The 13767-nt window shown below is 55.6% G+C and carries 12 protein-coding genes; all 12 read left to right on the plus strand.

The genetic code is table 11. The features are described 5' to 3' along the window. Positions 1 to 61 precede the first annotated feature (61 nt). On the plus strand, positions 62 to 904 hold the full coding sequence (locus tag STH12_RS04345) for an HvfB family MNIO-type RiPP peptide maturase (RefSeq protein WP_126166425.1): 843 nt from the start codon (positions 62 to 64) through the stop codon (positions 902 to 904). Beyond that, the gene (locus STH12_RS04350) at positions 901 to 1659 is read left to right on the plus strand and encodes an HvfC family RiPP maturation protein (protein WP_126166426.1); all 759 of its coding nucleotides are present in this window, start codon (positions 901 to 903) and stop codon (positions 1657 to 1659) included. The genes STH12_RS04345 and STH12_RS04350 overlap by 4 nt, the downstream gene beginning before the upstream one ends. A gap of 331 nt (positions 1660 to 1990) precedes the next feature. Continuing rightward, positions 1991 to 2365, plus strand: a complete 375-nt coding sequence (locus STH12_RS04355) for a YbaN family protein (RefSeq protein ID WP_126166427.1) — start codon at positions 1991 to 1993, stop codon at positions 2363 to 2365. Between the two features lie 162 nt (positions 2366 to 2527). Further along, on the plus strand, positions 2528 to 3073 hold the full coding sequence (apt, locus tag STH12_RS04360) for an adenine phosphoribosyltransferase (protein WP_126166428.1): 546 nt from the start codon (positions 2528 to 2530) through the stop codon (positions 3071 to 3073). A 125-nt stretch (positions 3074 to 3198) separates the two neighbouring features. Next, entirely contained in the window at positions 3199 to 6096 is a 2898-nt protein-coding gene (gene dnaX / locus STH12_RS04365; protein WP_126166429.1) for a DNA polymerase III subunit gamma/tau, read from the plus strand. 113 nt (positions 6097 to 6209) lie between these two features. Continuing rightward, positions 6210 to 6539, plus strand: a complete 330-nt coding sequence (locus STH12_RS04370; protein ID WP_126166430.1) for a YbaB/EbfC family nucleoid-associated protein — start codon at positions 6210 to 6212, stop codon at positions 6537 to 6539. Positions 6540 to 6552: 13 nt separating this feature from the next. Continuing rightward, positions 6553 to 7152 carry a recombination mediator RecR gene (gene recR / locus STH12_RS04375; protein ID WP_126166431.1) on the plus strand — a complete coding sequence of 200 codons (600 nt, stop codon included), beginning with the start codon at positions 6553 to 6555 and terminating at the stop codon, positions 7150 to 7152. 174 nt (positions 7153 to 7326) lie between these two features. After that, entirely contained in the window at positions 7327 to 9240 is a 1914-nt protein-coding gene (htpG, locus tag STH12_RS04380) for a molecular chaperone HtpG (RefSeq protein WP_126166432.1), read from the plus strand. Between the two features lie 65 nt (positions 9241 to 9305). After that, positions 9306 to 10172: a tetratricopeptide repeat protein gene (locus STH12_RS04385; RefSeq protein ID WP_126166433.1), complete on the plus strand. Its 867-nt coding sequence runs from the start codon at positions 9306 to 9308 to the stop codon at positions 10170 to 10172. Between the two features lie 152 nt (positions 10173 to 10324). Further along, positions 10325 to 10969, plus strand: coding sequence for an adenylate kinase (gene adk / locus STH12_RS04390; RefSeq protein ID WP_126166434.1), 645 nt, complete (start codon positions 10325 to 10327; stop codon positions 10967 to 10969). A 197-nt stretch (positions 10970 to 11166) separates the two neighbouring features. After that, a complete protein-coding gene (gene hemH, locus STH12_RS04395; protein ID WP_126166435.1) occupies positions 11167 to 12150 on the plus strand; it encodes a ferrochelatase in 984 nt (327 codons plus the stop codon). A 263-nt stretch (positions 12151 to 12413) separates the two neighbouring features. After that, positions 12414 to 13718, plus strand: coding sequence for an inosine/guanosine kinase (locus tag STH12_RS04400; RefSeq protein WP_126166436.1), 1305 nt, complete (start codon positions 12414 to 12416; stop codon positions 13716 to 13718). Positions 13719 to 13767: the final 49 nt, after the last annotated feature.

Genomic DNA, 13767 nt, shown 5'->3' on the forward strand with positions numbered 1-13767 from the left:
GTACCCGAAGGGCAGGGCCGTTGGCCCTGCCGATTTCACAGTCTGAGAAGGAGTAATCAAAATGGCAGTCCCTTCCCTGGCGGGTTTAGGCCTTCGCCGTGAAATGTTGGATGAGTTTTGTCAAAAGGTGCCGACCGAAATCGACTTTTTCGAGGTGGCGCCGGAAAACTGGATGGCGCTTGGGGGGAAGTTTGGAAAGCAATTTCGAACCCTGACCGAGCGTCATGCATTTTTCTGCCATGGCCTGTCATTATCCATTGGCAGCAGTGCGCCACTGGACGTGGAGTTTGTGAAAGGCGTTAAGGCGTTTATGGACTTGCACGGCATCGAGATTTACTCAGAGCACTTAAGCTATTGCTCTGGCGCAGGCCATCTGTACGACCTGATGCCCATGCCCTTTACCCAGGAAGCGGTGCGCCATGTGGCCAGCCGGGTAAAACAGGTTGAAGACATCATCGAGCGGCCGCTCATCCTTGAAAACATTTCCTTTTACGCTGCCCCCGGCGCCGAAATGAGCGAGCAGGAATTTGTGCTGGCGGTGCTGGAAGAGGCCGATTGTCAGCTGCTTTTGGATGTGAACAACATCTATGTGAATGCGGTGAACCACAACTACGATGCCAGCGAGTATCTCGCCGCCATGCCCACAGAGCGTATTCGCTATCTGCATGTGGCCGGGCATTATGTGGAGGCGGAGGATTTGATTGTCGACACCCACGGCGCCGATATCGTTGACCCAGTGTGGAAGCTGCTCGCCGATTGTTACGCCATCCACGGTCCGCTGCCGACCTTGCTGGAGCGGGACTTTAATATTCCACCCACCGAAGTGCTGCTGCAGGAAATCCGCCGTATCCGTGATTATCAGGCGCTGGCCGCAGGCGTATCCGCATCCCGGAGGGCCGTATGAGTTTCAAAGCCATTCAGGACGATTTTATTGCAGCCATCCGCGAACCGGCGCTGCCTTGCCCCCAGGGCGTACCCGAGGTTCGCATGGCGGTTTACCGCGAGCTTTTTTTCAATAATGTCAGTGGCTTTGTTGCCAATGCCTTTCCGGTATTGAAAAGCCTGTATCAGGCGGACGACTGGCAGGCGCTGGTGCGGGAGTTTTTTATCCACCATAACTGCCAGAACCCTTTGTTTGTTGGCATTGCCGGTGAGTTTTTGCAGTTCCTGCAAGGGCGGGAGCCCACTGAGCACGACCCGGTGTTTATGTTGGAGCTGGCCCATTACGAGTGGCTTGAGCTTGCGGTGGCAACGGCGATGGACAAGGAGGATCGCAGCGTGTTTTCCGGCCAGGAAATGGAGGCGGGGGCCTGGAAGCACGCTTCGCTGGCTCTGGCTGCCCATGCGCGGGTGGCCCAGTATCACTTTGAAGTGGAAAAAATTTCTGAAGATTATCGCCCGGAGGAACCCGCAGCAGCGGCGCAGTTTTTCTGCCTGTTTCGCGATTGGGACGACGAGGTAAGCTTCCTGAAGCTCAATCCGCTCAGCGCTCAGGTACTGGCGATTCTGGATGCCGAACCCGGACTTGATTTCGAGCAGCTGGTACAGCGTCTTCAGGCGCTCTACAGCGGCTTTGAGGTGGTGGTTATTCGCGACGGTCTTGCCAGTTTGCTTGGGCAAATGGCGGCGCGTGGCGTTGTCGTGAAAAAGTTGCAATAACCTTACTTTTAGTTGGTTTTATTGCCCGGACCAAACCGCTAGAATGGCGGCCATTTTGTGACCCCTGTCACACCCAATGGTTGTACATTTTAGAGGAGTCCACATGGACGCTAATTTCAAAGAGCCCTTTAACGCTTTGTATCTGATTGGTTTCTTGTTGGTTCTTCTGGTTCCAACCCTGCCTGCCAGCCTCTCTTGGCTGAAGCTTGCCGGTTTAATTTAAGCCCGCGGCAAGGGTATACTCAGCCACTCTTTGGAGTGGCTTTTGTTTTTTATGGGCCTTGGGTTTTTAAGCCGGTTATAGCGCTGTTTATGAAACGGGGAGCGGGAATTGATAAAACGCAGTTTACTGCTTGTCACCGGACTGGTGAGTTTGCTGCTGGGGATCGCTGGAGTCTTTTTGCCATTGCTGCCCACTGTGCCTTTTGTACTGCTGTCGGCGTTTTGTTTTGCCCGTTCCAGTGAACGGTTGCACCGCTGGTTACTGGCGCACCCCTGGTTTTCTGATGCGCTCAACAATTGGGAGCAGAAAAAGGCCATTCGTAAAGGCTTGAAGCGAAAGGCGATGCTGCTGTCTAGTCTGAGTTTTATGGCGAGTATTGCCGTAGTGCCATTGATATGGGTCAAAATAATGCTGGGATGTATGTTGCTGGCGCTGCTTTTGTACCTTCGCAGTATTCCCGAGCTTGAAGATGAGCATCAATAGCGCTTTTTGTGACCAGTAACACTGATGTAACCGGGGTGACACGGTTGCATCCACTGGCAAAGGGGCTTAAGCTTTAGCCGGATTAAATATGAAGTCCACGTCCTGTGGACTTTTTTGTTGTTTAAACCCGGCTAACCCCGGCGAATTGAATGTGAACATACTATGAACACAGACAGCTTAGCGCTTATCAAGCAAAGCATTAAAACCATTCCTGATTATCCCAAGGCCGGCATCATGTTCCGCGATGTGACCAGCCTGCTTGAGGATCACACCGCCTACCAAACGGCCATGAAGCTGTTTGTCGACCGCTACAAGGATGCCGGCTTTACCAAGGTTGTGGGCACTGAGTCCCGTGGCTTCCTGTTTGGCGCGCCGCTGGCGCTGGAGCTGGGCGTAGGTTTTGTGCCTGTGCGCAAGCCTGGTAAGCTGCCCCGCGAAACCATCAGCGAAAGCTATGAGCTGGAGTATGGTCACGACACGCTGGAAATCCATGTGGATGCCATTGAAGCCGGTGACAAGGTGCTGGTGGTGGACGATCTGCTGGCCACCGGTGGCACCATCGAAGCCACTGTGAAACTTATCCGCCGTCTCGGTGGTGAAGTAACGCATTCTGCCTTTGTTATCTCCCTGCCGGATCTTGGCGGTGAAGCGCGTCTTGAAAACCTTGGGCTTGAAATCTTCAAGCTGTGTGAGTTCGAAGGCGATTAATCCGCCGCTCGCTTCGTCACACTGACCGTCCCGTTATGGTTTGATGGCATCAGCCACTTTCGCGTGGTATGTTTGCCCCATGACGGGACACAAGCTCCCGACGGATTTTTCGATTGGGGAGTGACATGTCTTATCAGGTGTTGGCCAGAAAATGGCGCCCTGCCAATTTTGCCCAGGTCGTGGGGCAGTCCCATGTTCTGCATGCCCTGACCAACGCCCTCGGTCAGCAACGATTACATCACGCTTATCTGTTTACCGGCACCCGCGGTGTGGGGAAGACCAGTTTGGCGCGTCTGTTTGCCAAGGGGCTGAACTGTGAAACCGGCATTACTGCCACTCCCTGTGGTCAGTGCAGCGCCTGCCGTGAAATTGCCGAAGGCCGCTTTGTCGATTTGATTGAAGTGGATGCGGCGTCACGCACCAAGGTGGATGACACCCGGGAAATCCTCGATAACGTTCAATATCGCCCCAGCCGAGGCCGCTTCAAGGTGTACCTTATCGACGAGGTGCACATGCTGTCCAAGAGCAGCTTCAATGCGCTGCTAAAGACCCTCGAAGAGCCCCCTGAACACGTTAAATTCCTGCTGGCTACCACAGATCCGCAAAAGCTGCCGGTGACTGTGTTGTCCCGCTGTTTGCAATTCAATTTAAAGGCGCTGACCCAGGAGCAAATCCAGCAGCAGCTGGCTGCCGTGCTTGGCGGCGAGGACGTTGGCTTTGATGAGCCTGCGCTGCAACTGCTGGCTAAAGCTGCCGCAGGCAGTATGCGCGATGCCTTGAGTCTTACCGATCAGGCCATCGCCTTTGGCGCCGGTGAAGTGCGCCTCGAGCAGGTGCAAACCATGCTGGGCGCCATCGACAAGGGGCAAATAGCCGCGCTGTTCGATGCCCTGTGTCAGGGCGAGATTGAGCCGCTGCTCAGTAGCGCCCGCTCGGCTCTGGGTTTTGGCGCCGATGCCGACGAAGTGCTGCGGGCACTTTTGGAGTTGTTGCATCAAATCAGTCTGGCGCAATTTGCCCCGGCGACGGCGCAGGTGAGTGATAACACCGAAGTGGTGCTCGCCTGGGCGCAGGTGCTCAAGCCAGAGCAGGTGCAGCTCTTCTATCAGATTTTACTCGCCGGTCGAAAAGATTTGGCCTTTGCGCCCACTCCGGCCATCGGTCTGGAGATGACGCTGCTTCGCGCCGTGGGTTTTGTTCCTGAAAAACCAGTAAAAACCTGGCAGGCAGGCGAAGGGCTACCCCAGGTCGCCAGCTTAGCCGCTGCGGCGCCTGCTGCAGCAATAGTGGCTGCAACACCTGCTGCTACATCAACAGCCGCTACATCAACAACAGCTACATCAACGGCCGCGACATCAGCAAACGTATCTGAACCTGCTGCGACTCCCGCAGCGGTTGAACCTGTAAAACCTGCCCTTGATCCTGCCAAGCCCCCCAAAAAGCCAGCAGTGGCCGTGGTGAGTGATGACAATCCGTTACCGCAGGTGAAAAAGCCGTTACCGCAGGTGGATAACTCAGCCGGGGAAGAGGCACAAGCAGCAGACAAGCCTGGCGCTGACATTATTACCGAGGCCAGCACGGATGCAGATACCCATGACGAGGCTGCGCTTTTGGCCGAGCAGACACTGCTGATGTCCCAGGCCGAAAGTCAGGGCTTTGTCGGCTACGGTGAAGCGGCTGATTATGCCGAATATGATAATGGTTCGCTGTTTGCGTCTGACTCCCATGACTATGAAGCCTTTGCCTCTGGTGAGGATTTGTTTGCCGAGCCTGGTCAAAGCAGCCAAGTATTGACTGAGCCCGGGCAGGCAGAGCCTGCAGCGCAAACTCAAAACAGCGCTGCGGACGTAAGTTCTGCTCCAAGCCCTGTAACTGAGCCAAGCCCTGAAACTTGCCCTTCAGCTCAGGCGGGCGCGGCCTTTGGTGACGACATTCTCGATGCCGTGCTGGCGGCACGGGACGACCTGCTGGCTGGGCTCAGTGAGGAGGCGAAAGAGGATGAATCAAAAAAGTCCCCGGGCAGTTTCGCCCGTCGTCAATTGGCGACGGCAAAGGCCAGCGCTGACTCTGCCGCAACTGCTGAATCGACCAAAGCGCCTGAGCCTGCTGCGACAGCGCCGACTGCGACTGCCCAGAATGTTGATGCTGCTGATGCCAACGAAGCTCATCATGCCAGCCAAGCTCATGCCAGCCAGGCCGTGAGTGCGATTGATGACCGGCCGCCCTGGGAAGAACCCATCAAAGCCACTGAGGCGCCGACTCAGCAAGCCGCTGTCGCTGAGAGTCAGGCAGACGGTAAAGACTCCTCCAATGCCGAGGGTAAGGCCGCTACAGCTGATATAGCGCCAAGTGAGCAAGCTCCGTCTGAGCGGGCAAATGCACAGCTGCCAGAGCCTACAGCTCAGCCGGAACCCGTGCCTCAGCCAGAATCTGCTGCTCAGCCAGAGTCTGTATCTTTGCAAGCGGCTGCGGGAGAGCCTCAAATGGCTTCCGCAGTACAAACGCCGCCACAGGCACAGCAGCCAGTGTCCGCTGTATCTGGCGATGCTATTAATGGCGATGAAACCGACTTGCGCTGGTACAAGTTAATGGGCGCGTTGGAGATTGGTGGCCGGGTGCGTCAGCTGGCGGTGAATTCAGTGTGTCTTGAGTGGACCAATCCCATTCCATTGGTGCTGAAGCAAGATCAGAAGCACCTGGCGGCGCCTGTGGCGATTGAGCAGCTCAATGAGGCACTCTCAAATGCCCTGGGTCATCCGGCCTGGATTGCCCTTGAAGTGGGTGAAGTGCCGGGACGCGAAACCCCCCTCGATATTCGTGGCCGTTTCCACCAGGAACTGCTTAGAAACGCCAAGACGGCCCTTGGCACTGATGCGGTGGCTCAGCGGCTGATGCAACAAGCTGGCGCCTGGATTGATGAAGACAGTATCAGTTATCCCCAGGACAGACTGGCAGCCCGTGGCAGAGCCCTGCCACAACCACCGGCGCTGGCAGAGACTCAGGATGAAATTGCGTCGTCCTGATCCCAGCGGACAAGTGTGGCAATTGCCAAGGGCGCAGATTTCAGTAAGATTAGCCAACTTTAATTCCTTTTTGCCTGCAAGGCTGCGGGCCACAACCGAAAGAGATTGAGCGTATGTTTGGAAAAGGCGGTATGGGCAACCTGATGAAGCAAGCCCAGATGATGCAGGAAAGAATGGCCAAGGTGCAGGAAGAGATTGCCCGCATGGAAGTGACCGGTGAGTCCGGCGCTGGCCTGGTTAAAGTGACCATGACCGGCACCCACAATGTACGTAAAGTGGAAATCGACCCAAGCCTGTTGGAAGACGATAAAGAGCTGCTGGAAGATTTGATTGCTGCGGCCTGTAATGATGCCGCGCGCCGCGTGGAAGAAAACCAGAAAGCCAAAATGGCCGAAGTGACTGGCGGTATGCAGTTGCCACCCGGCATGAAGATGCCTTTCTGAGGAACTGCGTCGAATGAAATTCAGTCCGCTGGTGGATGAGCTTATCCAGAGCCTGCGTTGTTTGCCGGGCGTTGGGCCCAAGTCGGCCCAGCGCATGGCGTTTGCGCTGCTTGAGAGCGATCGCAAGGCGGGCATTCGGCTGGCCGATACCCTGTCGCGGGCCATGAGTGATGTGGGCCACTGTCAGAAGTGTCGTACCTTCACCGAGCAGCCTCTGTGTCCGATTTGCGCCAGCAGTCGTCGCGGCGATGCTGACACCCTGTGTGTGGTGGAAACGCCGGCGGACGTGTTGGCCATCGAGTCCGGTGGCCACTTCCAGGGCCGCTACTTTGTGCTGCAGGGGCATTTATCGCCGCTGGACGGCATAGGTCCGGAGCAGTTGGGGCTGTCGTTGCTGGCATCTCAGCTGGAGCAGGGCGGCATCAATGAGCTTATTCTCGCCACCAATCCCACGGTGGAAGGGGATGCCACGGCGCATTTTATTGCCGATATCGCCCGCAAGGCCGGTGTTTCGGTGAGCCGTATCGCCCATGGTGTACCGGTGGGCGGCGAACTTGAATATGTGGACAGCACCACCCTGGCGCTCAGTTTCAACGGTCGTCTGCCGCTGTAAGCCATTTGAATATTCATGCTAAAGCCCCAATTATTGGGGCTTTTTTGTTGGAATTTTGGCCATTTAAGCGCGTCGTGCATTACAGCCCTTGAAATCCAAACCACAGACCCCATCTCTTTTCTATCCGGGCAAACGCCCACGTATTTTGCAACACTGAAAGAAAAGGGAACTGAGATGTCGCATCAAGAAACCCATGGTTTTCAAACAGAAGTCAAACAGCTTTTGCATTTGATGATCCACTCTTTGTACTCCAACAAAGAGATCTTTTTGCGTGAACTGGTGTCCAATGCCGCCGACGCCGCCGACAAGCTGCGTTATCTGGCGCTGACCAACGACGCCCTGTACGAGGGTGACGGCGAGCTGAAAGTGCGCGTCAGTGCCGATAAAGACAAGGGCACAGTGACCATTGAAGACAATGGTATAGGTATGACCCGCGATGGCGTTATCGAACATCTGGGCACCATTGCCAAGTCAGGCACCGCCGAGTTCTTCAAAAACCTCTCCGGTGACAGCGCCAAAGACTCGCAGCTGATTGGTCAGTTTGGTGTCGGCTTCTACTCGGCCTTTATCGTGGCCAAACGGGTAGAAGTGTTCACCCGCGCCGCCGGCCACAGCGCCGATGAAGGCGTAAAATGGGAATCAGAAGGCGAAGGTAACTTCAGCGTTGAAACCATCACCAAAGCCACTCGCGGCACTAAAATCGTGCTGCACCTGCGCGATGAAGAGAAAGAGTTTGCCGACGACTGGCGCCTGCGCTCCATCATCACCAAGTACTCAGATCATATCTCCATCCCGGTAGAGATGTATCAGGAAGGCACCCCTGAAACCGAGGGCCCTGACGGCGAGAAAATCCCTGCCACCGAAGGTGAGTGGAAGGCGATGAACAAAGCCACCGCGCTTTGGACCCGCAGCAAGTCAGATGTGACTGACGAAGAGTACAAAGAGTTTTACAAGCACATTTCCCACGATTACGGCGACCCGCTGGAATGGAGCCACAACAAAGTTGAAGGTAATCAGGAATATACCAGTCTGCTGTATATCCCTGCCAAGGCGCCATGGGATCTGTGGAACCGCGACCGCAAGCACGGGCTGAAGCTGTTTGTGCAGCGGGTATTCATCATGGATGACGCCGAGCAGTTTATGCCGTCTTACCTGCGCTTCGTGCAGGGCTTGATTGATTCCAACGATCTGCCACTGAACGTCAGCCGTGAAATCCTGCAGGACAACAAGGTGACCCGTAACCTGCGTCAGGCACTGACCAAGCGCGTGCTGTCGATGCTGGAAAAGCTGGCCAAGGATGATGCCGATAAGTATCAGCAGTTCTGGGCCGAGTTCGGTACTGTGCTTAAAGAAGGTCCGGCGGAAGATTTTACCAACCGTGAGCGCATCGCAGGCCTGCTGCGCTTTGCCTCGACCCACAGTGGCGATGCCACGCCTTCAGTGTCGCTGGATGACTACATCGGCCGCATGAAGGAAGGTCAGGAAAAGATTTACTACATAGTGGCCGACAGTTATGAAGCCGCTGCCAACAGTCCGCACTTGGAGCTTTTGAAGAAAAAGGGCATCGAAGTGCTGCTGCTGTCTGAGCGCATCGATGAGTGGCTGATTAACCACCTGCATGATTTCAAAGAGAAATCACTGCACTCTGTGACCCGTGGCGATCTGGATCTGGGCGCATTGGAAGATGAAGCCGAAAAGGCCGAGCAGGAGAAGCTTGCCAAAGAGGCCGAAGCCCTGGTGGACAGATTCAAGTCAGCGTTGGGTGACAAGGTCAAAGAGGTGAAAGTGACCACTCGTCTGACCGACACCCCAGCCTGTGTGGTGGCCGGTGAAGGCGAAATGTCGAGCCAGATGATCAAGCTGATGCAGGCGGCCGGTCAGCCGGTGCCGGAAAGTAAGCCGACGCTTGAGCTCAACCCCACCCATCCGCTGGTGGCAAGACTCGATGCCGAGCAGGATGAAGAAGCCTTCACCCAGTGGGCTGAGCTGTTGCTGTCCCAGGCGACTTTGTCAGAGCGCGGCAGCCTGGCAGATCCATCCGCCTTTATTAAGCTCGTCAATGCGATGCTGCTTAAATCGGTGAACTAAACTCATAGCGGGGGCCATGCGCCCCCGTTTGTCTATTTGCGACAGGAACAGGAGAGCCCACAGCAATGCAAGGGACGAATCCGGGCGACGCACTGGCGGTCGTAGAGCTTAGCCGCGACAACATTCAGCAGGTGCTGGAACAATCATTAACGGGCCCCGTTATCATCAGCTTTTATGCGCCATCCCACCCCCAGAGTGTGGCCATGAACGACACCCTGGCGCGCCTTATTCAGGGCCGCTGTCCGTTGGCACTGGTGAACTGCGAAGCCGAGATGGAAATTGCCTCTTATTTTCGCATTCAGGCACTGCCAACTGTGCTGGTAATGAGCCAGGGGCAGCCGGTGGATGGCTTTGCCGGTGAAAAGGCCGATGCAGAGATTGGTGCCATTCTGGAGCAACATCTGCCACCGGCGTGGAAGCAAACCCTGGAGGACGCTAAAGCGCTGCTGGCCTCAGGCGAAAGTGAGCCGGCTTATGGGCTCCTCAAGGGCATTGAAGCTGAGGCCCAGGCGGCTGGCGCCGAGTTTCAGCTGACCATGGCCGATGCTGAACTCGCCATGGGGGATGTCAGTAGCGCCGAAGTCCGTCTTGGCACTGTTGGGCTTGCGGATCAGGATAGTTACTATCAGAGCCTTAAGGCGAAACTCGCGCTCGCCAAAGAAGCGGCGGATACGCCTGAAATTCGTGAACTACAGCAAAAATTTAATCTTGATCCGGATAACGCCTTGCTGCGTATTGAGTTGGCAAGAGCCCTCGCTCAGGCCAAGCGCGAAGAAGAAGCGCTCGGTCTGTTGTTTGACGTACTTGCCAACGACCTGAATTGTCAGGGTGGCGATGTAAAACAAGCGTTTATGGATATTTTAACCGCCATGGGGCAGGGCAGTGCCCTGGCCAATCAATTCAGACGCAAGCTCTACGGCCTGTTGTACTGAGCGGTGGAATGAATCTGGGTCGGCCTGAGTTGGCGTTTTTTTGCGCCAACTGAGGCTAAAGTCGAAAGCGCAGCCCTTCTAAAGCGCGGGGTAATGTGCGAAGATCGCGGCCCTAAGAAGAATATCGATGCGAAATTAAGAGGACTCCCCCGATGCGCATTATCCTATTGGGCGCCCCAGGTGCCGGTAAAGGTACCCAGGCTCAGTTCATCATGGAACACTACGGAATTCCCCAGATCTCCACCGGCGACATGCTTCGCGCCGCTGTTAAGGCGGGCACTCCACTGGGTCTGGAAGCCAAGAAAGTGATGGACGCCGGTCAGCTGGTATCTGACGAGCTGATTATCGGTCTGGTGAAAGAGCGCATTGCCCAGGACGACTGTGCCAAGGGTTTCCTGCTGGATGGTTTCCCACGTACCATCCCTCAGGCCGATGCTATGGCTGCCAACGGCATCAGCATCGACCACGTGATTGAAATCGATGTGCCTGACGAAGAAATCGTTAAGCGCATGAGTGGTCGCCGTGTACATCCAGGCTCAGGCCGTGTGTACCACGTGGTATTCAATCCACCCAAGGTGGAAGGTAAGGATGACGTGACCGGTGAAGACTTGGTTATCCGTCCTGACGACGAAGAGAGCACAGTGCGTAAGCGTCTTGGCATTTACCACGAGCAAACCAAGCCATTGGTTGACTACTATGGCAAAGTGGCTGCTGAAGGTAACACCAAGTACAGCAAGTTCGACGGTACCCAGTCTGTGGCCGAGGTGAGCAAGCTCATCCAGGCAGCCTTGAGCTGAGAATAGAGCCCTGGGCTGAGCTGATAACGTTCAGCCCAATGTGAACCTCAGCCTTGTGCTGGTCTGAAACCAGCGCTGGAAGCCAGTTCGCACTTTGCGAAAAAGCCTGTGAAAACAGGCTTTTTTGTTTTCTGCCCTGTGTTAGGCTAATCCATATTTTTGCAACGCTGAGGTGATGAGTGAGCCAGGTAAATCCTATGTTTGGTGTCCTTCTGGTCAATTTGGGCACGCCCGATGCCCCCGATGCCGCTTCTGTGCGCCGCTTTCTGAAACAGTTTTTAAGTGATCCCCGTGTGGTGGATCTGTCTCCCTGGATTTGGAAGCCCATTCTCAATGGCATCATCCTCAATACCCGTCCGGCTAAGGTGGCCAAGCTGTATCAGAGCATTTGGTGGGATGAAGGCTCGCCGCTGATGGTGATCAGTGAGCGCCAGCGCGACAAACTCGCAGCTGAGCTCAAGGCGGTTTGTGGTTTCGAGGTGCCTGTTGCCCTCGGGATGAGCTACGGCACGCCGTCTTTGCAATCCGGGCTCGATGCCTTGAGTGCCCAGGGCGTTGATAAGGTCGTGGTGCTGCCGCTTTATCCGCAGTATTCCTGCTCCACCGTCGCCAGTGTGTTTGATGGTGTTGCCGGTGTGCTCAAAAGCTGGCGTCGTCTGCCGGATTGGCGCATGGTGCGTGAGTATTATCGCCATCCGCTCTATATCCGTGCTCTGGCGGAGTCGGTGACCCGTCTGTGGGATGCACAAGGCAAGCCTGGCCGTTTGCTGATGTCGTTCCACGGTGTGCCGCTTCGTTATGTTACCGAAGGCGACCCGTATCAGGCTCAGTGCCTCGAAACTGCGCGCCTTGTGGCTAAGGAGCTTGGACTTGGCAATGATGAGTGGCAGGTGTGTTTCCAGTCACGCTTCGGCAAAGAAGAGTGGCTTACGCCTTACACTGACGAGCTGCTGGAAAGCCTGCCTGCTCAGGGCGTGAAACGGGTGGATATTATGTGTCCGGCCTTTGCGGCGGATTGCCTTGAAACCCTCGAAGAAATTGCCGAAGGTGGCCAGGAGTCCTTTATTCACGCCGGTGGCGAGCAGTACCGGGTGATCCCGTGTCTGAATGACGATGATGCCCATATTCGCTTACTTGCCGAGCTTGTGCGCGAACAAAGCCTGGGCTGGCAGTTAAGTTAATGCTCTGCAGCCGCTGTCACTGGTCAGCGGCTGAAAATATGGTAGAATCTGCCGCCTTTGCGCCGGGCGGCGGTATTCGGCTCTCTTGCCAGATAAACTCCCCGCCTTTTTGACGATGAAAATCGGTCCGGCCTACAATCAAGTTACCTATTTTCTTCTTTCGCCGGGCGAGGGCGCCGGGCGTCGATGGCATGGATGCGAAATGCCGATAGGCAAGTTGCGTTTCGCAAGTTGCAAAGTGCAGAGATTGCAGAGAATCCGATATGAAGTTTCCTGGTCAGCGCAAGTCCAAACATTATTTTCCGGTCAAAACCCGCGACCCCCTGCTTGAGCAATTGACTCAGCTTCCCCAGCCGCAGCCAACCTATATCAGCGGGATTGATCAGACCCTGGTGGACATTGAGGCCAAGGTGGCCGAGGAGCTGCTGGAACGCTACGGACTGCCCAAGGGTAACTCGACCCTGATTGACGATGCTACCGCCCATGCGCTGTATGAAGAGCTTAAAAAAGAAGACCTTATCAGCGATGAGTTTGCCGGTGGCACCATCGGCAATACGGTACACAACTACTCTATTCTGGCTGATGACCGCTCGGTGCTGTTTGGGGTGATGAGCAAGTCCATCGAAGTGGGCAGTTATGCCTATCGGTATTTGTGCCACACCTCATCAAAAGTGGATTTGAACCACCTGCAGCCGGTGGATGGCCCCATCGGTCGCTGTTTTACGCTGGTTTCCGACTGCGGCGAGCGCACCTTTGCCATCAGTAAAGGCTCGATGGACAAACTGACACCGGACTTTATCGATAAAGAGGTGATTCAGGGTAGCGCCGCGCTGGTGCTGACCGCTTATCTGATGCGCGCTGCGGCGGGCGATGGGATGAGTCAGGCCGCACTGACCGCCATCGAATACGCCAAAGAAGCCGATGTGCCTGTAGTGCTCACCCTGGGTACCCGCTTCCTTATTCAGGAAGATCCGGCTTGGTGGCAGGCGTTTATCCGTGACAATGTAACCATTCTGGCGATGAATGAAGATGAAGGTGAGGCGCTGACCGGCTTTGCCGACCCGCTGCTGGCCAGTGAAGCGGCACTGGAGTGGTGCGATATGGTACTGACCACCGCAGGCCCCATTGGGCTTTATACTGCAGGCTACACCGAAGAAGCTGACAAGCGCGAAACCAGCCATACTCTGCTGCCAGGTGCGATTCCTGAATTTAACCGCTTCGAGTTCTCCCGTCCGATGCGTAAGCGCGATTGCAGCGAGCCAATTAAGGTGTATGCGCACATTTCACCTTATATGGGTGGCCCTGAGCAGATCCGTAATACCAATGGCGCCGGTGATGGTGCGCTGTCGGCGCTGCTGCACGATCTCGCCGCCAATAACTTCCACCGGGTGAATGTTCCAGGTTCGAGCAAACACCGAAATGACGGCCTGTGCTATTCATCATTTTCGCAGATCTGTAAGTACGCAAACCGGGTAGCTTACGAGGTGCTGGCTCAGCACAGCCCGCGTTTGTCCCGTGGCCTGCCTGAACGCGAAGATAGCCTCGAAGAGTCATACTGGGAACGCTGATACTTAGTTTGTGCCCATGCCCCGGCAGATATCTAAACTGGGGCAAATT

The sequence above is a fragment of the Shewanella khirikhana genome (assembly GCF_003957745.1).
Taxonomy (GTDB): Bacteria; Pseudomonadota; Gammaproteobacteria; order Enterobacterales; family Shewanellaceae; genus Shewanella; species Shewanella khirikhana.